The sequence below is a fragment of the Pseudomonas sp. 5P_3.1_Bac2 genome, assembly GCF_025465995.1.
Taxonomy (GTDB): Bacteria; Pseudomonadota; Gammaproteobacteria; order Pseudomonadales; family Pseudomonadaceae; genus Aquipseudomonas.
On record NZ_JANLNY010000006.1, the window covers coordinates 954,826 to 977,219 of the forward strand.

The window sequence follows — 22,394 nt, forward strand, 5'->3', positions numbered from 1 at the left end:
CATGAGTTATCCGTCCCTCAACTTCGGTCTTGGCGAAACCATCGACATGCTGCGCGACTCGGTGCGCCAATTCGCCCAAGCGGAGCTGGCCCCGCGCGCGGCGCAAATCGACCGTGACAACGAATTTCCCATGGATATGTGGCGCAAATTCGGCGATATGGGCCTGCTCGGCATGACCGTCAAGGAAGAGTACGGCGGCACTGACATGGGCTATCTGGCCCACGTGGTGGCCATGGAAGAAATCAGCCGCGCCTCGGCCTCGGTGGGTTTGTCCTATGGCGCGCACTCCAACCTGTGCGTCAACCAGATCCACAAGAACGGCACTGAAGCGCAGAAGCAAAAGTACCTGCCCAAGCTCTGCTCCGGCGAGCATATCGGCGCGCTGGCCATGAGCGAGCCGAATGCCGGCTCCGACGTGGTGTCGATGAAGCTGCGCGCCGAGAAAAAAGGCGACCGCTATGTGCTCAACGGCAACAAGATGTGGATCACCAACGGCCCCGACGCCCACACCTATGTGATCTACGCCAAAACCGATATCAACGCCGGCTCCAAAGGCATGACCGCCTTCATTGTTGAGCGCGATTTCAAAGGTTTCTCCCGTCATCAGAAGCTCGACAAGCTCGGCATGCGCGGCTCCAATACCTGTGAGCTGGTGTTTGAAGACTGTGAAGTGCCCGCTGAAAACATCCTCGGCGCCGAAGGCCGTGGCGTGGCCGTGTTGATGAGCGGCCTGGACTACGAGCGCACCGTATTGTCAGGTGGCCCCACCGGGATCATGACCGCCTGTATGGATGTGGTGGTGCCCTATGTGCATGAACGCCGCCAGTTCAATCAGGCCATCGGCGAGTTCCAGCTGATTCAGGGCAAGATCGCCGATATGTACGCCGGCATGAACGCCTCCAAGTCCTACCTGTACAACGTCGCCAAGGCCTGTGATCGCGGCGAAGAGTCGCGTAAAGACGCCGCGGCGGTGATCCTCTACACCGCTGAAATGGCCACCAAGATGGCCCTGGACACCATCCAGATTTTGGGCGGCAACGGCTACACCAACGAATACCCGGCCGGTCGCCTGCTGCGCGACGCCAAACTGTATGAGATCGGCGCCGGCACCAGCGAAATTCGCCGCATGCTGATTGGCCGCGAGCTGTTTAACGAAACCAAGTAAGTCACTGTTTCGAAGTCTGCAAACGCAGAAGAACGCTAAAAAGCTGGTGGATGGATAAAGCGCGACTACGCGCCCCGATCCACCCTACGAAAAGACGGATCAACGGAGCCGCTCTATGGCCACCCTGCACTCCCAGATCAACACCCGCTCGCCGGACTTTATCGCCAACACGGCGGCGATGCAGGCTCAGGTCAACGACCTGCGCACCCTGCTCGCGCGCATCCACGAAGGCGGCGGCGAGAAAGCCCAGTTGCGCCACACCTCACGGGGCAAGTTGCTGCCCCGTGAGCGCATCAACCTACTGCTCGACCCAGGTTCGCCGTTCCTCGAAATCGGCCAACTGGTCGCCCATGAGGTGTATGGCGAAGATGTCCCCGCGGCCGGGGTCGTCGCCGGTATCGGCCGTGTCGAAGGGGTGGAATGCATGATCGTGGCCAACGACGCCACGGTCAAAGGCGGCAGCTACTACCCACTGACGGTGAAGAAACACCTGCGCGCCCAGACCATCGCCCAGCAGAACCGCCTGCCCTGTATCTATCTGGTGGATTCCGGCGGCGCCAACCTGCCGCGTCAGGATGAGGTGTTCCCTGACCGCGAGCACTTCGGGCGGATCTTCTTTAACCAAGCCAATATGAGCGCCATGGGCATCCCGCAGATCGCCGTGGTGATGGGCTCCTGCACCGCTGGCGGCGCCTATGTGCCGGCCATGGCCGATGAAGCCATCATGGTCCGCGAGCAAGCGACCATCTTCCTCGCCGGTCCGCCACTGGTTAAGGCCGCCACCGGTGAGGTGGTCAGCGCAGAGGATTTAGGCGGCGCCGATGTGCACTGCAAAACCTCAGGCGTGGCCGACCATTACGCCGAAAACGATGAACACGCCCTGGCCATCGCCCGGCGCTGCATCGCCAACCTCAACTGGCGCAAGCTCGGCCAACTCAACACACACACGCCCATCGCCCCGCTGTATGCCAGCGACGAGCTGTATGGGGTGATCCCGGCGGACGCCAAGCAGCCCTTCGATGTACGCGAAGTGATCGCGCGCATCGTCGATGGCAGCGTGCTGGATGAATTCAAGGCACTGTTCGGCACCACCCTGGTGTGCGGCTTTGCGCATATCCATGGTTATCCGGTAGCGATCCTTGCCAATAACGGGATTTTGTTTGCTGAGTCCGCGCAAAAAGGCGCGCACTTTATCGAGCTGGCCTGCCAGCGCGGCATCCCCCTGCTGTTCTTGCAGAACATCACCGGCTTTATGGTCGGGCAAAAATACGAAGCCGGCGGCATCGCCAAGCACGGCGCGAAACTGGTCAATGCGGTGGCCTGCGCCAAGGTGCCGAAGTTCACCGTGATCATCGGCGGCAGCTTTGGCGCCGGCAACTACGGCATGTGTGGCCGTGCCTACGACCCGCGTTTTTTATGGATGTGGCCCAACGCCCGGATCTCCGTGATGGGCGCCGAACAGGCCGCCGGTGTGCTGGTGCAGGTCAAGCACGAGCAAGCCGCCCGCGCCGGCCAAACCTTCAGCGCCGAAGAGGAAGCCAGCCTCAAGCAACCGATCCTCGAGCAGTACGAACGTCAGGGCCACAGCTACTACAGCAGCGCACGGCTGTGGGATGACGGTGTCATCGATCCGGCGCAAACCCGCGACATACTGGCCCTGGCCCTCTCCGCCAGCCTCAACGCGCCCATTGAGCCCACCACCTTTGGTGTGTTCCGCATGTAGCCAAGCGCCGGAAGGTGGGTGCAACCCACCATTGCCACCCCATGAACTGAATACCCCGCTGGAGTTCCGATGAGCGACTTCACCACCGTACAACTGGCCAAAGACCCACGCGGCTTTGCCACCCTGTGGCTTAACCGCCCTGAGAAGAACAACGCCTTCAACGCCGAGATGATCCGCGAGCTGATCCTCGCCCTCGACGCCGTGGCCAGCGATAAGAGCCTGCGTTTCTTGCTGCTGCGCGGCCACGGCAAGCACTTTAGCGCCGGCGCCGACTTGGCTTGGATGCAACACGCGGCCACTCTCGACTACAACGCCAACCTGAATGACTCCCGCGAGCTGGCCGAGCTGATGTACAACCTCTACCAGCTGAAGATCCCGACCCTGGCCGTGGTGCAAGGCGCGGCTTTTGGTGGCGCGCTGGGCCTGATCAGTTGCTGCGACATGGCCATCGCCAGTGAAGACGCCCAGCTGTGTCTGTCCGAGGTGCGCATTGGTTTGGCTCCCGCAGTGATCAGTCCCTTTGTGGTCAAGGCCATGGGCGAGCGCGCGGCGCGCCGTTACGCCATCACCGCCGAACGCTTTAACGGCGTACGCGCCTATGAGCTGGGTCTGGTCGATGAGTGCTATGCCGCCGAGCAACTGGATCAGGCCGCCAACGATTGGATCGCCAATCTGCTGCTCAACAGCCCGCAAGGCATGCAGGTGACCAAGGATCTGATCCGTGAAGTCACCAGCAGCAGCCTGCCACCGGCCCTGCGCCGTTACACCGAGAACGCCATTGCCCGCATCCGCGTAAGCGCCGAAGGTCAGGAAGGCTTGCGCTCGTTCTTGGAAAAACGCCAACCCAACTGGCAGGAGCCGTCCGTATGAGCCTTAAGCCTATCGATACCCTGCTGGTGGCCAACCGGGGCGAAATCGCCTGCCGGGTAATGCGCACGGCAGCGGCCATGGGCATTAAAACCGTGGCCGTGCACAGTGCCATCGACCAACACGCCCGGCATGTGCGCGCAGCGGATGTGGCAATCAACTTAGGCGGCGCCAAACCCGCCGACAGCTACCTGCTGGTCGACAAGTTGATCGCCGCCGCCAAGGCCAGCGGCGCCCAGGCGATCCATCCCGGTTATGGCTTTCTTTCGGAAAACGCCGGCTTTGCCCGCGCCATTGAACAGGCCGGGCTGATCTTCCTCGGTCCACCGGCCACGGCCATCGACGCCATGGGCAGCAAGTCGGCCGCCAAAGCGCTGATGGAGGCCGCCGGCGTGCCCTTGGTGCCCGGCTACCACGGCGCAGAACAAGACGTCGAAACCTTCCGCGCCGCCGCCAGCCGTATCGGCTACCCGGTGCTGCTCAAAGCCGCGGCCGGTGGCGGTGGCAAAGGCATGAAGGTGGTCGAACAGGAAAGCGAGCTGGCCGAAGCCTTGGCCAGCGCCCAGCGCGAAGCGCAGTCCTCGTTCGGCGACTCGCGCATGCTGGTTGAAAAATACGTGCTCAAGCCGCGCCATGTGGAGATTCAGGTGTTCGCCGACAGCCACGGCCATTGCCTGTACCTCAACGAGCGCGATTGCTCGATCCAGCGCCGCCATCAAAAGGTCGTCGAGGAAGCCCCGGCACCGGGCCTCGCGCCCGAACTGCGGCGCGCCATGGGCGAAGCGGCGGTGAAGGCCGCCCAGGCGATCGGCTATGTCGGCGCCGGCACCGTGGAGTTTTTGCTGGATGAGCGCGGCGAGTTCTTCTTTATGGAGATGAACACCCGCTTGCAGGTGGAACACCCGGTCACCGAGCTGATCACCGGGCTGGACCTAGTCGCCTGGCAAATCCGCGTGGCCCGTGGCGAAGCGCTGCCGATCACGCAGGAACAGGTGCCGCTCAATGGCCACGCCATTGAAGTGCGCCTGTATGCCGAAGACCCGGATAACGACTTCCTCCCCGCCACCGGCACCCTCGCCCTTTATCGTGAAGCCAAGGCCGGCCCGGGCCGGCGCATCGACAGCGGCGTCAGCGAAGGCGATGCCGTCTCGCCGTTCTACGACCCCATGCTCGGCAAGTTGATTGCCTGGGGCGAGAACCGTGAAGAAGCGCGCCTGCGCTTGCTGGCCATGCTGCGCGAAACTTATGTGGGCGGGGTGAAAACCAACTTGGCTTTCCTTGAACGCGTGCTGGCCCATCCGGCCTTTGCCGCGGCCGAGCTGGACACCGGCTTTATCCCCCGCCATCAGGCGCAACTGCTGCCACCGGTGAATGAGCTGCCAGCTGAGTTCTGGCAACTGGCCGCCGAAGCCTGGCGACAAAGCAGCCCCGGCGCGACGCGCAGTGACGACCCGCATTCGCCTTGGCCGCAGGTCAGCGGTTTGCGCCTGGGCCTGCCGGCGCAGAGCGATTTACACCTGAGCTGCCAAGGCCAGCGCCAGCTGGTGCGCCTGCGCCATGCGGCGCCCAGTACGTTGACGCTTAACGGCGAAGTGCTGAGCGATCACAGCAGCGAACAGCGTCAGCAATACAGTGTGCTACGCCGTGGCGCCGACCTGTACCTGCACTATGCCGGCGAGCTGCGCCTAGTACAGTTGGTTGACCCCATCGCCGAAGCTCAGGCCGGCCATCAGCAACAAGGCGGCCTCAGCGCACCCATGAACGGCAGCATCGTGCGTCTGCTGGTCGAGCCCGGTCAGCAGGTGGAAGCCGGTACGGCCTTGGTAGTGCTGGAAGCCATGAAAATGGAACACAGCATCCGCGCGCCGCACTCAGGCACGGTCAAGGCCCTGTACTGCCGCGAAGGGGAAATGGTCAGCGAAGGTGCCGTGCTCGTAGAATTAGCCGCAACCGAGGCTGAATGACAGGGTGGGTTACGCCGCTTCGCGGCTAACCCACCCGGTTAGCTCGTAGGGTGGTTAGCTCGTAGGGTGGTCAACGCGAAGCTTGGCCACCGCTACACCGCGATTACGCAGCACACGCCCGATGTGGCCAGCGCTTAACCGGTGGATGGCGCAACCCCATCCACCTAACGGAGAACTCAGATGTCCCTACCCAAACAAGTCCGCCTGGTCGAAGTCGGCCCACGCGACGGCCTGCAAAACGAGAAGCAACCGATCAGCGTCGCCGACAAAGTGCGCTTGGTCGATGACCTCAGCGCCGCGGGCCTGAGCTATGTCGAAGTCGGCAGCTTTGTCTCGCCCAAATGGGTGCCGCAAATGGCCGGCTCGGCCGAGGTGTTCGCGCAGATCAAGCAACAACCTGGCGTCACCTATGCCGCATTAGCGCCGAACCTCAAAGGCTTTGAAGACGCGTTGGCCACCGGCGTGAAAGAAGTTGCGGTGTTCGCTGCGGCCTCCGAAGCCTTCTCGCAAAAGAACATCAACTGCTCGATCAGCGAAAGCCTGCAACGCTTTGTACCAGTGCTGGAAGCCGCTAAACAACAGGGCATCCGCGTGCGCGGGTACGTGTCCTGCGTGCTTGGCTGTCCTTATGACGGTGAAGTCGATCCGCTGCAAGTCGCCGCCGTGTCCCGCGAGCTGTATGCCATGGGCTGCTATGAAGTGTCGTTGGGCGACACCATTGGCACCGGCAACGCCGCCTCCACCCGCCGCTTGATCGAAGCCGTGGGCCGTGAACTGCCACGGGAGAAAATCGCCGGGCACTTCCACGACACCTACGGCCAGGCGCTGGCCAATATCTACGCCAGCTTGCTCGAAGGCATTAACGTCTTCGACAGTTCGGTCGCAGGCTTAGGTGGCTGCCCCTACGCCAAGGGCGCCAGTGGTAATGTCGCCTCGGAAGACGTGGTCTACCTGCTCAATGGCTTAGGCATCCACAGTGGTATCGACCTGAATGCGCTGGTCGCCGCTGGCCAGCGCATCTGTGAGGTGTTGGGTAAAGCCAACGGCTCGCGAGTGGCCAAGGCCTTGCTGAGTCAAAGCATGGCTTAGGTAAAGCATGGCTTAGTTAAAGCAATGTTTGGTCAAAGCATGGTTTGGTCAAAGCTCCCCCTGACTAAACCCGATAACCCATCTCCCAACTGATGGCCTGGGAGGTCTGGCGCAACTGCGCCGCCGCACTGCCCTGCTGCTCGGCCTTAAAGATGCCCGCGGTGCCCACAACGGTGAGCACTGCGGCAATCTCGCCACGGGCATCGAAGATCGGCGCGGCCAGCGCCTCCACACCCGGCATCAACAATCCATGCACGGCATGCACGCCTTGCTCACGGATGCTCGCCATCAACGCTTCATAGGCCTTGGCATCGGCCAGGGGATGAGCGACTTGCTGCGCCAGCTCCGCCTCCCGGAGCGCCTGCACTTCGGCTGCAGGCAAATGCGCGGCAAACACCAAGCCGCTGGCCGAACCTAAAAGCGGCAAGACCGAGCCCACCTGAGTGACCACCGTAATCGCCCGCACGGCTTGCTCGACCTGCACCACGGTCGGCCCGTGATTGCCCCACACCGCTAAAAAGCAACTCTCGTTGAGCGTATCGCGCAGTGTCACCAGCGCCTGCGCCGAAAGCTTCAGCACATCCACCGCATCCAGCGCCGCCAAGCCCACCAACAGCGCCTCACGGCCCAAGGAGTAATGGCTGCTGGCGCTGTCTTGGCGGGCAAAGCCGCTGGCCAGCAAAGCTTGCAGATAGCGATGGACCTTACTCGCCGGCATGCCCACATGCTCTGCCAAACGCGACAGCGACGTCGCCGGTGAGAGTTGCGCCAAGGCTTTAAGAATGTCGGTGCCGACCTCCGCCGACTGCACCTTTTGCTTATTGCTGGGCGGCGGGGCAGATTTTTCTGACTGGCGGCCATGTGCCTTGCCAGCCTTGGTTTGGCGCGGGGTTGCTGGGGTATCGGACGGGGCCATGCACTGAGCTTCCTGAAAACGAGTGGGTCTTTATAGCTTGACGCGGCTTTTTGGCCAAATTACGTTATTCGTAACTAGATTACGAATAATTATAACCCTATACGCAAAGTGTTATAGGTTCGCGCCAAGGAGGACTCGATGCATACCGCTGCCCCTGCCTATCAAAGTGGCTTTGCCAATCACTTCAGCTCTGAGGCACTGCCCGGCGCCTTACCCCAAGGGCAAAACTCGCCGCAACAGGTGCCCTACGCCCTCTATACCGAACTGTTCTCCAGCACCGCCTTCACCATGTCGCGCAGCGAAGTGCGGCGCAGCTGGTTGTACCGGATCAATCCTTCGGCCAAGCATCCGGCTTTTACCCGCCTGCCCAAGCAGATTAATGGCCAAGCCCTCGATCGGCCCAATCCCAATCGCCTGCGCTGGGACCCACTGCCGCTGCCGACGAGCCCCACGGACTTCCTCGACGGTTTGGTCTGTATGGCCGCCAACAGCCCTGCCGATAAAGTCGCCGGCGTCACCCTCTACCAATACCTGGCCAACCGTTCCATGCAGCGAGTGCTGTTCAATGCCGATGGCGAGTTGCTGCTGGTGCCGCAGCAAGGTCGTCTGCGTCTGTATACCGAGATGGGCTTGCTTGAGCTTGAGCCGCTGGAAATTGCGGTCATTCCTAGAGGCATTAAATTCCGCGTTGAGCTGCTCGACGGCGAAGCTCGCGGCTATCTCACCGAGAACCATGGCGCACCGCTGCGCCTGCCCGAGTTAGGGCCACTGGGCAGCAATGGCCTGGCCAACCCGCGCGACTTTCAAAGCCCTGTGGCCTGGTATGAAGACCGCCGTGAGCCGGTGCAACTGGTGCAGAAGTTCCTCGGTGAGCTATGGGCCTGCGAACTCGATCACTCGCCATTGGATGTAGTGGCTTGGCATGGCAACAGCGCGCCGTACAAATACGACCTGCGTAAGTTCAACACCATCGGCTCCATCAGCTTTGATCATCCGGACCCATCGATCTTCACCGTATTGACCTCGCCCACCAGCGTGCCCGGCCTGGCCAACATGGATTTGGTGATCTTCCCGCCGCGCTGGCTGGTGGCAGAAAACACCTTCCGTCCGCCGTGGTTCCATCGCAACCTGATGAACGAATTTATGGGCCTGATCCAGGGCGTGTACGACGCCAAGGAAGGCGGCGGCTTTATCCCCGGCGGCAGCTCGCTGCATAGCTGCATGAGCGCCCACGGCCCCGACGCCGCCAGTTGCAACAAAGCGATTAACGCCGATCTGCAACCGCAAAAAGTCGACCAGACCATGGCCTTTATGGTCGAGACCAGCCAAGTGCTGCGCCCCAGCCAGTTCGCCATGCACAGCCGCGCCTTGCAGAACGATTACGACGCCTGCTGGGCAGACCTCACCCCTACTTTTACTGGCCCTCGGAGCTAGCACCTATGAGCGTAAACCACAGCTGGGTCACCTCGGCCAATGGCCATGCGGACTTCCCCCTGCACAACTTGCCGCTGGGTATCTTTAGTCACGGCCAACAAGCACCACGCAGCGGCGTGGCCATCGGCGAGCAGATTTTCGACCTGCAAGCCGCCCGGCAAGCCGGCCTGTTCCACGGCCTGGCCCTGGAAGCAGTCGAAGCCAGCCTGGATGGCAGCTTGAACGGCCTGTTTGCCCTCGGTAAAGCTCACCGTGTCGCGCTGCGTGAGCGCTTGCTGGAACTGCTCAGCGCCGCCGCGACGCCGCGTCCTGAGCTGCTGCACCTGGCCAGTGATTGCCAGCTGCACGTGCCGGCCAAGATCGGCGATTACACCGACTTTTATGTCGGCATTAACCACGCTGAAAACGTCGGCAAGCTGTTCCGTCCGGATAACCCGCTGCTGCCCAACTACAAACACGTGCCCATCGGCTACCACGGCCGCGCCTCGACCATCCGCGCCTCGGGTGCGCCAGTACGCCGCCCTAATGGCCAAACCCTGGCGGCCGGCGCCACTGAACCAACCTTTGGCCCCAGCCAGCGCCTGGACTATGAGCTGGAACTAGGCATTTGGATGGGCCCAGGTAATCCACTCGGCGAGGCCATTGCCATAGGCCAAGCGGGCGAACATATCGCCGGTTACTGCCTGCTTAACGACTGGTCGGCGCGGGATATCCAAGCCTGGGAATACCAGCCACTGGGGCCGTTTTTAGCCAAAAACTTTATCACCACGATCTCACCGTGGGTGGTGACCGCAGAAGCCCTGGAGCCGTTTCGCTGCGCCCAGGCGCCGCGCCCAGCCGGTGACCCGCAACCCCTGGCGTATTTGCTGGATGCCGCCGACCAAGCCCACGGCGCACTGGATATCGAGCTGGAGGTTCTGCTGCTGACCCCAGGACTGCGCGAGCAGGGCCTGCCCCCTGAGCGTCTGACGCTAAGCAACAGCCAAAGCATGTACTGGACTCCCGCGCAGCTGATCGCCCACCACAGCGTTAACGGCTGCCAGCTACAGCCCGGCGACCTGTTCGGCACCGGCACCCTGTCTGGCGCCCAGCCTGGTCAGTTCGGCTCACTCTTGGAAATCAGCCAAGGTGGTAAACACCCGCTCAGCTTGGCCAGCGGCGAGACCCGACGCTTTTTAGAAGATGGCGACGAAATCATCCTGCGGGCCCGTTGCTCGCGCCCAGGTTTTGCCAGCATCGGTTTTGGTGAATGTCGCGGGCAAATCTTGCCGGCGCCTGCGGGGCTATAACGATGCGCCTCTATGGCTACTACCGCTCCACTTCGTCCTATCGCCTGCGCATTGCGCTAGCGCTTAAGGGTCTGGATTACCAAAGCCTGGCGATCAACCTAAAAGATGGCGAGCAACTGCAAGCGCCCTACCGCGCCATCAACCCCCAGTGCCGGGTGCCGACCCTAGAGCTGGACTCAGGGGCGCGTCTATACCAGTCGCCGGCGCTGCTTGAATATCTGGAGGAGTGTTATCCCACGCCACCGCTGCTCAGCACCGAGCCGCTGCAGCGGGCCCGCGCGCGCGCAGTGGCGGCGCTGATCAGTTGCGACATCCACCCGCTGCATAACGTCAGCGTGCTGAATCAACTGCGCCAGCTCGGCCATGACGAAGAGCAGTTGCAGCACTGGAATAAACACTGGATCAGTCTGGGTCTGGACAGCATTGAGCAATGGATCGGCGATTCAGGCTGGTGCTTCGGCCCCCAGCCGGGGCTGGCTGACGTGTATCTGATTCCCCAACTCTATGCCGCCGCACGCTTTAGCGTGGACCTCGCCCCCTACCCGCGCCTGCGTCGAGTGGCGGCGCTGGCCGAACAACACCCGGCATTTCAGCAGGCCCATCCGGCCAACCAGCCTGATTGCCCACCCAGTTAGTCCTAAACCACCCGACCAATAAAAAGAAAGGACTCTTGCGATGCACAACCAGATAGCCAGCTTTCGTGCGGCCATAGATCAACGGCCGGTGTCGCGCTACCAATGGCGCCTGCTGCTGCTATTGGCCCTGTTACTGATCACCGATGGCTACGACGCCCAGCTCCTAGGCTATGTGGTGCCGACCTTGGCCCAGCAATGGGGCTTAGAGAAAGCCGCCTTTGGCCCGGTGTTTAGCGCCAACCTGTTTGGCCTGACGTTAGGTTCACTGCTGATCACGCCTTTGGCCGATCGCTTTGGTATCCGCCGCGTGCTGCTCAGTTGTGTGCTGCTCTACGCCAGCCTGAGCCTGCTGATGCTGCTCAGCACTAATCTTGAGAGCCTGATGCTGGTGCGCTTTCTCTGCGGTATCGGCATGGGCGGCGCCATGCCCAGTGCCATTGCCCTGATGGCCGACTACGCACCGCCGCGCCTGCGCACACTGATGGTGACCTTGGCCACCTGCGGCTTCTCCTTTGGGGGCGCCGCCGGTGGCTTTGTCGCGGCCGGCTTTATGGACAGCTTTGGCTGGCAGGCAGTGATTCTGGCGGGCGGGTTAGCGCCCTTGCTGCTGTGGCCCTGGCTGTTTTTCTACCTGCCGGAGTCGCTGTCGCGCTTGCTGCGTGATGCGCCGCCCTATGTACGCTTACAGCGCCTCAGCCAACGCATCGTGCCGGCTTGGCAAGTGCCTGCGGCTGAGCAGGTGCAGCCAGCGCAGGCCGCCCCCAAGCTAAGCATGCTGGCATTGCTGCGCGATGGTTTCGCCCGGCCGACCTTGCTGCTGTGGGCCACCTTCTTCGTCAGCCTGATGCTGCTGTACTTTATGGTCAGCTGGCTGCCTTCACTGCTGCAAGACAGCGGTCTGAGCCGTAACAGCGCCAACCTGGCCACCTCCATGTTCCTCTTTGCCGGTACCTTGGGCGCGGTATTGGTGGCGTGGCTGGCGGATCGGGTGGGCAGCAAAACCCGGTTGCTGGCGAGCATTTTAGGCGGTGCGGCGCTGTGTATGGTGTTGATCGGTTTGTTCCATGCCGAGCCGTTATGGCTGCTAGTGGCGGTGTTTGCCGGCGGCTTTTGCGTGATCGGCGGGCAACTGACCCTGAATGCCTTTGCCAGTAACTTTTACCCCGCCGAGGTGCGCGCCACCGGCACCGGCTGGGCCTTGGGCATTGGCCGTTTTGGCTCGATCCTAGGCCCGCTGTTTGGCAGTCTGCTGCTGGCCATGCACTTGCCGGTGCAATACATCTTTATGCTCGCGGCCATCCCTGCGGCACTGGCGGCGCTGCTGATTCTTCAGGTCAAAGCACCGCAAGCCTAACCGGCACAAAAAAACCGCCAAGGCCGTAAAACCTTGGCGGTTTTGCATCTAAGTCGACGCAGAGTGCCTGCTGTTCGTGGCAACAGGCTGCGCCGCAACGACTTAGAAACTCATTTCCAGCACATCCTTCGGCACGATCAGCTTGCCGGCGGTTTTGCTGACGATCTCTTCCACACTCACCCCAGGTGCGCGCTCACGCAGAATAAACGCGCCATCGACGATTTCCAGATAGGCCAAATCAGTGAGCACCTTGCGGATGCAGCCCGCGCCAGTCAGCGGCAAGCTGCAGCGCTCGAGCAATTTCGATTCACCATCCTTGGACGCATGGGTCATGGTGACGACGATGTTGTCGGCACCGGCCACCAGGTCCATGGCGCCGCCCATGCCCTTGATCAACTTGCCGGGGATCATCCACGAGGCGATGTTGCCCTGCACGTCCACCTCAAAGGCACCGAGCACGGTGAGGTCGACATGGCCACCACGGATCATGGCAAAGGATTCCGCCGAGTTGAAAATCGACGCGCCCTTCACTGCCGTGACGGTTTGCTTGCCGGCGTTGATCATATCGGCGTCCACTTGCGCTTCGGTGGGGAACGGGCCCATGCCGAGCAAGCCGTTTTCCGATTGCAGCATTACTTCAATGTCGTCCGGCACGTAGTTGGCCACCAGGGTCGGGATGCCAATGCCGAGGTTGACGTAGTAACCGTCTTTAAGCTCACGCGCCACGCGCTGGGCCATTTGTTCGCGGGTTAATGCCATGGTCTGCTCTCTCGTGTGCGTGGGTTCAGGAACGAACGGTGCGCTTCTCGATGCGCTTCTCGAAGGTGCTCTGAATGATGCGGTTCACGTAGATACCGGGGGTGTGGATCTGACTCGGATCAAGCTCCCCGGGGGCGACGATTTCTTCCACTTCGACCACGGTGATGCGCCCGGCAGTGGCCACCAGCGGGTTGAAGTTCTGGGCGGTGTGGCGATAGATCACATTGCCATAGTGGTCGGCTTTCCAGCCGCGAACGATGGCGAAGTCGCCGGTAATCGCCGGCTCAAGGATGTATTGGCGGCCATTAAATTCGCGCACCTCTTTACCTTCAGCCACCGGCGTACCGTAGCCAGTGGCGGTAAAGAAAGCGGGGATGCCAGCACCGCCAGCGCGCAGTTTCTCCGCCAAGCTGCCCTGCGGAGTCAGCTCCACTTCCAGCTCTCCAGAGAGCAACTGCCGCTCAAACAGATCATTTTCGCCAACATAAGAGGCGATCACCTTGCGAATTTGCCGATCTTCCAGCAGCACGCCCAAACCAAAGCCATCCACCCCGCAGTTATTCGACACCACGGTCAGATCGCGTACCGCGCGGCGGCGAATCTCAGCGATCAGGTTCTCCGGAATACCACACAGACCAAAACCACCGGAGAGGACGGTCATGCCGTCAGTCAAGCCGTCCAAGGCTTCTTCATAACTGCTTACTCGCTTGTCGAGTCCGCTCATGCTGTCAGGCCTCTTGCTGATGTTATTGATTGTTAGATGGGCACTTGTCGCCACCGAGCTTGCCACAGCTTCTCTGTTAGGCAGTGATTTGTTAAGTTTGTTTTACAAAACTATTAATTAGAAAACCTTATCAATGACGCTCAAACAGTTACGCGCCTTTGTCGCCGTGGCGCAGACCCTAAGCTTCGCCCAAGCCAGCGAACGCCTGCACCTGTCGCAGCCAGCCTTAAGTCTCGCGCTGAAGAGTCTGGAAGATGGCCTGGGTGGTGCCCTGCTGCTGCGCAACACCCGCAGCGTCAGCCTGACGCCCGAAGGGGAAACCTTGCTGCCAATTGCCCGCCGCCTGCTGGCCGATTGGGACAATGCCGAAGAGCTGATGCATCAGCACTTCACCTTGCAGCTGGGCAAAGTGGCCATCGCCGCCATGCCGTCCTTTGCCAGCAATCTGTTACCCAAGGCGCTGAAACGCTTTCGCCAGCAACACCCCAAGGTCAATGTGGCGGTGTTTGATGTGATCAACGAACAGGTGTTGGAGATGGTGCGCAACGGCCGGGTTGAGTTGGGTATCGCCTTCGAGCCGGACGCTCTGGAACAGTTGTATTTCACGCCTTTTTATAACGACCAGTTTGTCGCCTTAGTGCCGCAGCACAGCCCGCTGCTGGCCCATAGTGCAGTCAGTTGGCAGCAACTGCTGAGCCAGCCCTTTATCACCTTGCAGCGCCCCTCTGCTGTGCGCCTGCTGCTGGAGCAAAGCATCGAGGCCGAACACGGGCGGCTCGCCGTAGCTTTTGAAAGCCATCAGTTGGTCACCGTGGGCAGAATGGTCGCCGAAGGTCTGGGCGTTAGCGCCGTCCCCGCGCTGTGCCAGCAACAGATGCAAGCGCTGGGGGTCTGTTGTGTGCCCCTGCACAGCCCACGGGTGCAGCGGCGCATTGGCTTGCTGCACCGCCGTGACCATCACCTGTCCAGCGCCGCCCAAGCTATGGCGGAGATATTGCAAGGCTGCGACTGGCCGACCCTGCTGGCTTAGCGGGCAAGCCACGGGGTAATCCTGCGCTGCTTGCTATGCCTAAGCATGCGCTAGCCGTGTGCCAAACCACCTAGGTCCACTGCAACAAATCAGGCCTAGCGGCCTGATTATGGAGCGCTCAGATGCCGCTGCGGCCTGGGTCATCCGCCTGATCTTCGTCGATCTCCTCAAGCTTAAGCTCAAGACCCCACTGCGCCTTAGCGGCCACCGGCGGTTGTGCCGGCGCGCCAGCCTCTGCAACGCTAGTTGGCTGGGCTGCCGGCGCGGGGCTGGTGTCTCGGTGCAGTTTCAGTTGCAGGCGCACGTTGTTCGCCGAGTCGGCGTTTTTAACCGCCTCATCCTCGGTAATCGCGGCCTCGTGTACCAACGAGATCAGCGCCTGATCGAAGGTCTGCATGCCGATGTTGCGCGACTTCTCCATGATTTCCTTAATCTCCGACAGCTCGCTGCGCTTGATCAAATCGCGCACCGTGGGCGTGCCCAGCAATACCTCGACGGCGGCGCGGCGCTTGCCATCCACGGTCTTGACCAGACGCTGGGAGATAAAGGCCTTGAGGTTGTTACCCAAGTCATTGAGCAGTTGTGGGCGCCGATCCTCGGGGAAGAAGTTGATGATGCGGTCCAGTGCCTGGTTGGCATTGTTCGCGTGCAAGGTGGAAATCGCCAAGTGGCCGGTATCGGCAAAGGCCAGAGCATGCTCCATGGTCTCGCGGTCGCGGATCTCACCGATCAAAATCACATCTGGGGCCTGGCGCAGGGTGTTCTTCAAGGCGGCGTGGAAACTGCGGGTATCCACCCCGACTTCGCGCTGATTGATGATCGATTTCTTGTGCCGGTGCACGTACTCCACCGGGTCTTCGATGGTGATGATATGGCCGCCGCTGTTGCGGTTACGGTAGTCGATCAGTGCCGCCAAAGACGTAGATTTACCCGAACCGGTGCCGCCGACAAACAACACCAGGCCGCGCTTTTCCATCACGGTTTTGAGCAACACCTCCGGCAGCTTGAGGTCTTCGAACTTGGGGATTTCCATTTTGATATTGCGCGCCACAATCGACACTTCGTTGCGCTGTTTAAAGATGTTGATGCGAAAGCGCCCCACCCCGCTAATGGAAATCGCTAGGTTCATTTCCAACTCACGCTCAAACTCTTCGCGCTGGGCACTGTCCATCACCGAATTAGCGATATCGGCCACCTCACCGGCTTTCAGTGACTCTGCGGCCAAAGCCTTGAGTACACCGTTGAACTTGGCGCACGGCGGCGCTCCAGTGGACAGGTACAGGTCGGAACCGTCCTGACTGGAGAGGATTTTGAGCATCGCATTGAGGTCCATAGGGAGCATCCGGCAGAGTGGCTTTATTATCTGTTGCCCAAGAGTGAACAGCCGTGCGAATAACCAAGCTAGCGGCCTACAACTGTCACTTGGGAATGATCAAAGGCGCTGAATTTTGCCGGACAAATACTGGCACAATGGCCGCCTGAAAAACGAGGAACCTGTCATGCCCAAAGCAATGGCCCGGCACATTCTGGTGAAAACCGAAGCAGAAGCCGCGGCCCTGAAAAAACGGATTGCCGCCGGCGAAGCTTTCGACGTGCTGGCCCGCAAACATTCCACCTGCCCTTCGGGGAAAAAAGGTGGCGATCTGGGCGAAGTGCGCCCCGGCCAGATGGTCCGTTCGATCGACCAAGTGATTTTTAAGAAACCGCTGCGCGAAGTGCATGGCCCGGTGAAGAGCCAATTCGGCTATCACCTGGTGCAAGTGTTCTATCGCGAGTAAGCCGCGCAGTTCAGTTAATAAGGAAGTGGTAATGAGCGCCAAGATTCGTGTGGTCCTGCTGTTTGGTGGACGCTCCAGTGAGCACAGCATCAGTTGCGTGACCGCCAAAAACGTCTACGACGCCCTCGACAAACAGCGCTATGACGTACTGCCCGTGGGCATCCGCGCTAACGGTCAGATGCAACTGGTTGCACCTGAGGCCATGGACTATCGCCTGGATGCGCCGCAACTGCCGCACGTGATCGATAACGGCAGTCAATTCCACTGGCCGCAAAGCAGCGCGTCACGGCAGATCAGCGTAACCCAGGCCGATGGCTCCCTGCGCCTACTCGGCGAAGTGGACTTAGTCTTCCCGGTGCTGCACGGCCCCTACGGCGAAGACGGTACCGTGCAAGGCATGCTTGAGCTGATCTCCCTGCCCTATGTGGGCAATGGCGTACTGGCCTCAGCGCTGTGCATGGACAAGCACTTCACCAAGCTGGTGTTGGCCGCAGCGGGGATTCAAGTGGCACCCGGGCGCTCGCTGAGCCGCAATCAGTGGCAACGTGAACCTGAATTACTCGACAGCCTAGATGCCGGTCTCAACTACCCGCTGTTCGTTAAACCAGCGCGAGCTGGCTCGAGCATGGGCGTAAGCCGCGTGACCAGCAAGCAAGCCTTGCCCGCCGCTCTAGAGACTGCTTTTGCCCATGATGCGGCGCTGCTAATCGAGTCCAGCGTCAGTGGCCGCGAAGTGGAGATCGCCGTGCTGGGCGGACGCAATGGCACACGCCCACGAACCTCCAGTGTGATCGGTGAAATTGTCTGCCAACAAGGCACCTTTTACGACTTTGACGCTAAGTACCTAGGGGCCGACAGTGTCACCCTGCACTTACCTGCCGTAGTCACCGAGACCGAGTTAAAGCAGCTACAAGACACTGCCGTGCGCGCCTTTGAGGCCACTGGCTGCACAGGTTTGGCACGGGTGGACTTCTTCCTGACTGAGCACGGCCCAGTCGTTAATGAGCTCAATACCCTGCCTGGCTTTACTCCGATCTCGATGTACCCTCAACTGTGGCAAGCCAGCGGCTTGAGCTACAGCGAACTGCTTAATGAGCTGATCGCCTTAGCCCTCGATCCGGCATCACGGGCCCGCTAACGCCACCAGTCATTGCGCGCTGGCGTAATCGCCGCGCGCCATGCTCAGCATGGAGTGCCCGCGAATGCCAAGCCCTAACTCTAAGCTTAACCCTGAGCAAGTGGCGGCCTTCTGCCTGAGCCTGCCAGGGGCGCAAGAAGACTACAAATGGGGCGGTGTTCGGGTATTTTCGGTGGCACAGAACAAGATGTTCGCGGTGATGCATATCGCTGGCCAAGAGAGCCTGGGCTTTAAGGTCGACACAGATCTGTTTTTAGGTCACTGCGACCGTCCCGGCATCCGCCCCGCGCCGTACTTAGCACGAGCCCACTGGATCAACATGGATGCGCCCTATCCGCTGGGCCGCGCTGAGCTTGAACAACTGCTGCAGCGTTCACACCAGTTGGTGGTGAGTAAACTGCCGAAATGGCAGCGTGTCAGCCTATTGCTCTAGTTCACGGTACTGTCTCAGGCCCTCATACAAAAGTTTTAGATGACTCAGCGTGTTAGAGACATTTGTTCTTACTAATCAGCGCCCCCCCACGAACTCTTTGTCCTATTGTCCATCACATTCTTAGCCCTTGAATGGAGTGATAAGAATGATGATTGAGACCGGTATTTACGTACGCATCCAAGAGCTTGAAGGTGGCCCCAAGCCCCTGCCCAGTTGCAGCGGCTTCAATACGCAAACGGCTTACCGCGCCATTGGTATGTTCAATCCTTCAGAAACATCCGATGCTTACTTCATCCTCAGCAACGACCGCGACGAAACTTGGTTTATCTGTAATCGTCATGTGCGCATCGTCGGTGTATTCCCCACTATATGCGCGCTGCGCATTGAGCTCTGCCAGTTCACCACGCGCCTAGCCGCCTCCTCATAACCTGGTGCTGCAGAGTCGTGGCAGCATATCGGCTCAAAGTATCGAAATAGGGGCTGCGCCGCGTAATCGTCAATTGTTATACGTCCTCTCGTCGACTGCAAAGAACTCTCTGCTTAACTATTACTCATACTGAGCAGGTAGCCGAGGGAATAATGGTAATAAGAATCAATAACATACAGTGATTTAACAGTCTGAACATGACCGGCCTATTCTCTGCATTTGCAACGGGTTTAATCCCCCTCGCACGATTACTGCCAGACATCTTGGCGTGCCTATCCAGGTTCGGCCACACGGGCTCAGCTTTAAGCTACGCTGACTGTGCAGTAACCCCATGGCTAAACCGCTAACTAAATAGTACGAGCCTGTCGGCGCAGGCTTTTAATTTGAAAAATTGCTTTTAATTCATAGAGATGTGGTGTTGTGCAGATGTTATGCCCTGAGCTTGGAGGGTCCATTGCCTATCAAAGGACAAACCCCGGTTTTGCCACACATCATTTACACACACGCAAGTTTTAGTACATCAGCATGCTGTTGGGTTAGGTTCTAGAAGAGCCCTAACTACCTCATGCGTGACATGGCATTTGTTCACTGCAAATGCCAATGCTAAGGAGAAGGCATGGACATCGGTAGAAGGCAGTTCTTCAAGTTGTGCACCGTAGGGGCCGCCGTGGCAACAGCGACCTCTTTGGGGTTCGCCCCTGGGGTCGTCATGGCCAGTCAGTCGCGACACTATAAATTGTTGCGCGCCACGGAAACCCGAAACAACTGCACCTATTGCTCGGTAGGTTGCGGGATTTTGATGTACAGCCTTGGCGATGGCGCGAAGAACGCCAAAGCGCGCATTTTTCATATCGAAGGTGATCCGGATCATCCGGTCAGCCGCGGCTCGCTCTGTCCCAAAGGCGCCGGCCTGGTTGACTACATCCACAGCGACCAGCGCCTGAAATATCCCGAATACCGTGCACCCGGCTCAGACAAGTGGCAGCGCATCAGTTGGGATGAAGCCATAGGCCGCATTGCCCGCCTGCTCAAAGATGACCGCGATGCCAATTTCATCGAGCGCAACGACAAAGGCACAGTGGTTAACCGCTGGCTTAGTACCGGTATGCTCTGCTCTTCTGCGGCCAGCAGCGAAACCGGCTCCCTCGATCAACGCTTTACCCGTGCCATGGGCATGCTCGGCATCGACAGCCAAGCTCGTCTTTGCCATGCCCCCACAGTGGCGGCGCTGGCGCCGACCTTTGGCCGCGGCGCGATGACCAACAACTGGGTCGACATCAAAAACGCCAACGTCATCCTTATTATGGGTGGCAATCCGGCAGAAGCTCACCCAGTCGGGTTCAAATGGGTGATCGAAGCGAAAATCCACAATGGCGCCAAAGTCATCGTGGTCGACCCGCGCTTCAACCGTAGCGCGTCAGTAGCAGACATCTATTCACCGATCCGCGCGGGCTCTGATGTGGCCTTCCTGATGGGCATGATCAACTACCTGATCTCTCACGACAAAATTCAGCATGAATACGTGCGCGCTTACACCAACGCCAGCCTGATCGTAAAAGAAGGCTTCAAGTTTGATGAAGGCCTATTCAACGGTTATGACGCCGGTAGCCGCACCTATGACCGCAGCTCGTGGGCCTATGAGGTTGATGAGCAGGGCTTCGCCAAGCGTGATCTGAGCCTCGACCACCCACGCTGTGTGTGGAACTTGCTCAAGCAACACGTCAGCCGCTACACCCCAGAAGTGGTCACGCGTATCTGCGGTACGCCGACCAAAGATTTCCTCAACATCTGCGCCATTATCGGCGAAACCAGCGCGCCAGATAAAACCACGACCTTCCTCTATGCCCTTGGCTGGACACACCACACCAATGGCACGCAAATGATCCGCGGCGCGGGCATGATCCAACTGTTACTTGGCAATATTGGTATGGCAGGCGGTGGCGTCAATGCGCTGCGCGGGCACTCCAATATTCAAGGCTACACCGACCTCGGCCTACTCTCCCTGCGCCTGCCTGGGTATATGGACCTGCCTTCGGAAGAACAGACGGACATTGATACCTACCTCAAACAGGTCACGCCCGCTGCGCAGTTGGACGAACAGGTCAACTACTACAAGAACACGCCCAAGTTCTTTATCAGCCTGATGAAAAGCCTCTGGGGTGAGCACGCCACCGCAGACAATGACTGGGGCTTCGATTGGTTGCCCAAGTGGGATCAAAGCTACGACGTGCTGCACTTCGGCAATCGCATGTATGAAGGCAAGGTCAATGGCTATATCGCCCAAGGCTTCAATCCCATTGCCGCCTTTCCAGACAAGAACAAAGCCAGCGAAGCTCTGGCCAAGCTCAAGTTTCTGGTCATCATCGACCCACTGGCCACAGAAAGCGGCAGCTTCTGGGAAAACCACGGCGAGCATAACGATGTAGATACTGCGTCTATCCAGACCGAAGTATTCCGCCTGCCCTCTTCCTGCTTCGCGGAAGAAAACGGCTCCATCGTCAACTCCGGTCGTTGGTTGCAATGGCACTGGGCTGGCGCAGCACCACCGGGTGAAAGCTGGCACGACACGAAGATTCTTGGCGAGCTGTTCATGAAGCTGCGTGAGCTGTACCAACAAGAAGGCGGTGCCAATCCCGCGCCCATCCTCAATATGGCGTGGGATTATGCCGACCCGAAAGAACCGCAACCGGAAGAAATTGCCAAGCAAGCCAATGGCTACGCCCTGGTCGATGTGCATGACGAACAAGGCAAACTAATCCTACGCAAGGGCCAGTTGCTCGACGACTTTTCGCAGTTGCGTGACGATGGCACCACAGCCAGTTTCAACTGGGTGTTCTGTGGTTCTTGGACCGAACAAGGCAACCAAATGGCCCGCCGCGACAACACCGATTCGGGCTTAGGCTGCACGCCTGCCTGGGCCTGGGCCTGGCCGCAGAACCGGCGCATTCTGTACAACCGCGCCTCCGCCGATCCTCAAGGCAAGCCTTGGGACCCGCAACGTAAAATCATTGGCTGGAACGGCAAACGCTGGAGCGGAGCCGATATTCCGGACTTTCCTGCTGATGTGGCCCCAGGGGGCAACACTAACCCCTTCATCATGCTGCCCGACGGCTTGGGCCACCTGTTCTCGCTGGCGAAGCTCAACGATGGACCTTTCCCCGAGCACTACGAGCCGTTTGAAAGTCCGTTGGCGGCCAACCCGCTGCACCCACAGGTCAGCCATAACCCAACCGCCCGCCTGTTTAAAAGTGACGAGGCGCGCATGGGCAACCGGGACGAATTCCCGTACGTGGCCACCACCTATTCGATTACCGAGCTGTTCCGCCACTGGACCAAGCATTCGCGCTTAAACGCGATCCTTCAACCTGAGCAATTCATTGAAATTGGCGAAAAGCTGGCCAATGAGAAAGGCATTGGCCACGGCGACATGGTCAAAGTCTCCAGCAAGCGCGGCTTTATCAAAGCCAAGGCCGTGGTGACTAAGCGCATCCGCCGGCTGCCGATTGATGGGCAGGAAGTCGACACCATCGGCATTCCTTGCCATTGGGGTTATGAGGGCACTACGCGTAAAGGCTTCTTGGCCAACACGCTGACCCCTGGTATCGGTGACTCCAACTCGCAAACGCCGGAATACAAGGCATTCCTCGTCAACGTTGAAAAGGCCTAGCG

General features: G+C 59.8%; 19 protein-coding genes. 15 read left to right on the forward strand and 4 right to left on the reverse strand.

Annotation, left to right across the window (positions count from 1 at the left end; translation table 11 throughout):
• The first annotated feature begins 1 nt into the window (after position 1).
• The 5 genes from NTD81_RS08600 to NTD81_RS08620 all read left to right on the forward strand — a co-directional run bounded on the left by NTD81_RS08600 (position 2) and on the right by NTD81_RS08620 (position 6,808).
• Positions 2 to 1,165: an isovaleryl-CoA dehydrogenase gene (locus tag NTD81_RS08600; RefSeq protein ID WP_262181636.1), complete on the forward strand. Its 1,164-nt coding sequence runs from the start codon at positions 2 to 4 to the stop codon at positions 1,163 to 1,165.
• A 115-nt stretch (positions 1,166 to 1,280) separates the two neighbouring features.
• Entirely contained in the window at positions 1,281 to 2,888 is a 1,608-nt protein-coding gene (locus NTD81_RS08605; protein WP_262181639.1) for a carboxyl transferase domain-containing protein, read from the forward strand.
• Between the two features lie 69 nt (positions 2,889 to 2,957).
• Positions 2,958 to 3,758 carry a gamma-carboxygeranoyl-CoA hydratase gene (locus NTD81_RS08610; protein WP_262181642.1) on the forward strand — a complete coding sequence of 267 codons (801 nt, stop codon included), beginning with the start codon at positions 2,958 to 2,960 and terminating at the stop codon, positions 3,756 to 3,758.
• The gene (locus NTD81_RS08615) at positions 3,755 to 5,719 is read left to right on the forward strand and encodes an acetyl/propionyl/methylcrotonyl-CoA carboxylase subunit alpha (protein ID WP_262181645.1); all 1,965 of its coding nucleotides are present in this window, start codon (positions 3,755 to 3,757) and stop codon (positions 5,717 to 5,719) included. Before NTD81_RS08610 ends, NTD81_RS08615 begins: the two co-directional genes overlap by 4 nt.
• Positions 5,720 to 5,899: 180 nt before the next feature.
• Complete coding sequence (locus NTD81_RS08620; RefSeq protein ID WP_262181647.1) at positions 5,900 to 6,808, forward strand: hydroxymethylglutaryl-CoA lyase; 909 nt, start codon at positions 5,900 to 5,902, stop codon at positions 6,806 to 6,808.
• 64 nt (positions 6,809 to 6,872) lie between these two features.
• On the opposite strand, the gene NTD81_RS08625 is transcribed toward NTD81_RS08620, so the two are convergent.
• Positions 6,873 to 7,724: an IclR family transcriptional regulator gene (locus tag NTD81_RS08625; RefSeq protein WP_262181650.1), complete on the reverse strand. Its 852-nt coding sequence runs from the start codon at positions 7,722 to 7,724 to the stop codon at positions 6,873 to 6,875.
• Positions 7,725 to 7,862: 138 nt separating this feature from the next.
• Between NTD81_RS08625 and hmgA the strand changes: the two genes are divergently transcribed.
• The 4 genes from hmgA to NTD81_RS08645 are packed head-to-tail and all read left to right on the forward strand — an operon-like array spanning position 7,863 to position 12,436.
• Positions 7,863 to 9,158, forward strand: a complete 1,296-nt coding sequence (hmgA, locus tag NTD81_RS08630; protein ID WP_262181652.1) for a homogentisate 1,2-dioxygenase — start codon at positions 7,863 to 7,865, stop codon at positions 9,156 to 9,158.
• Between the two features lie 5 nt (positions 9,159 to 9,163).
• Complete coding sequence (gene fahA / locus NTD81_RS08635) at positions 9,164 to 10,447, forward strand: fumarylacetoacetase (RefSeq protein WP_262181654.1); 1,284 nt, start codon at positions 9,164 to 9,166, stop codon at positions 10,445 to 10,447.
• 2 nt (positions 10,448 to 10,449) lie between these two features.
• Complete coding sequence (gene maiA, locus NTD81_RS08640; RefSeq protein ID WP_262181657.1) at positions 10,450 to 11,082, forward strand: maleylacetoacetate isomerase; 633 nt, start codon at positions 10,450 to 10,452, stop codon at positions 11,080 to 11,082.
• Positions 11,083 to 11,122: 40 nt separating this feature from the next.
• Entirely contained in the window at positions 11,123 to 12,436 is a 1,314-nt protein-coding gene (locus NTD81_RS08645) for an MFS transporter (RefSeq protein ID WP_262181660.1), read from the forward strand.
• A 102-nt stretch (positions 12,437 to 12,538) separates the two neighbouring features.
• On the opposite strand, the gene NTD81_RS08650 is transcribed toward NTD81_RS08645, so the two are convergent.
• Together NTD81_RS08650 and NTD81_RS08655 are read right to left on the reverse strand one after the other, a co-directional pair.
• Positions 12,539 to 13,195, reverse strand: a complete 657-nt coding sequence (locus tag NTD81_RS08650) for a CoA transferase subunit B (RefSeq protein ID WP_262181662.1) — start codon at positions 13,193 to 13,195, stop codon at positions 12,539 to 12,541.
• A 25-nt stretch (positions 13,196 to 13,220) separates the two neighbouring features.
• Complete coding sequence (locus NTD81_RS08655; protein ID WP_262181666.1) at positions 13,221 to 13,919, reverse strand: CoA transferase subunit A; 699 nt, start codon at positions 13,917 to 13,919, stop codon at positions 13,221 to 13,223.
• A 133-nt stretch (positions 13,920 to 14,052) separates the two neighbouring features.
• On the opposite strand from NTD81_RS08655, the gene NTD81_RS08660 reads away from it, so the two are divergent.
• Positions 14,053 to 14,949, forward strand: coding sequence for a LysR family transcriptional regulator (locus NTD81_RS08660; protein WP_262181670.1), 897 nt, complete (start codon positions 14,053 to 14,055; stop codon positions 14,947 to 14,949).
• Positions 14,950 to 15,067: 118 nt separating this feature from the next.
• On the opposite strand, the gene NTD81_RS08665 is transcribed toward NTD81_RS08660, so the two are convergent.
• Positions 15,068 to 16,282: a PilT/PilU family type 4a pilus ATPase gene (locus NTD81_RS08665; protein ID WP_262181673.1), complete on the reverse strand. Its 1,215-nt coding sequence runs from the start codon at positions 16,280 to 16,282 to the stop codon at positions 15,068 to 15,070.
• Positions 16,283 to 16,448: 166 nt separating this feature from the next.
• On the opposite strand from NTD81_RS08665, the gene NTD81_RS08670 reads away from it, so the two are divergent.
• The 5 genes from NTD81_RS08670 to fdnG all read left to right on the forward strand — a co-directional run bounded on the left by NTD81_RS08670 (position 16,449) and on the right by fdnG (position 22,392).
• Positions 16,449 to 16,727 (forward strand): peptidylprolyl isomerase, encoded by a 279-nt coding sequence (locus NTD81_RS08670; protein ID WP_262181677.1) that lies wholly within the window; start codon positions 16,449 to 16,451, stop codon positions 16,725 to 16,727.
• Positions 16,728 to 16,758: 31 nt separating this feature from the next.
• Positions 16,759 to 17,865 (forward strand): D-alanine--D-alanine ligase family protein, encoded by a 1,107-nt coding sequence (locus NTD81_RS08675; protein ID WP_262181680.1) that lies wholly within the window; start codon positions 16,759 to 16,761, stop codon positions 17,863 to 17,865.
• Positions 17,866 to 17,929: 64 nt separating this feature from the next.
• Positions 17,930 to 18,298, forward strand: coding sequence for an MmcQ/YjbR family DNA-binding protein (locus NTD81_RS08680; RefSeq protein ID WP_262181683.1), 369 nt, complete (start codon positions 17,930 to 17,932; stop codon positions 18,296 to 18,298).
• A 145-nt stretch (positions 18,299 to 18,443) separates the two neighbouring features.
• Positions 18,444 to 18,725 (forward strand): hypothetical protein, encoded by a 282-nt coding sequence (locus tag NTD81_RS08685; protein ID WP_262181686.1) that lies wholly within the window; start codon positions 18,444 to 18,446, stop codon positions 18,723 to 18,725.
• Between the two features lie 616 nt (positions 18,726 to 19,341).
• On the forward strand, positions 19,342 to 22,392 hold the full coding sequence (gene fdnG, locus NTD81_RS08690; protein ID WP_262181687.1) for a formate dehydrogenase-N subunit alpha: 3,051 nt from the start codon (positions 19,342 to 19,344) through the stop codon (positions 22,390 to 22,392).
• Positions 22,393 to 22,394 lie beyond the last annotated feature (2 nt).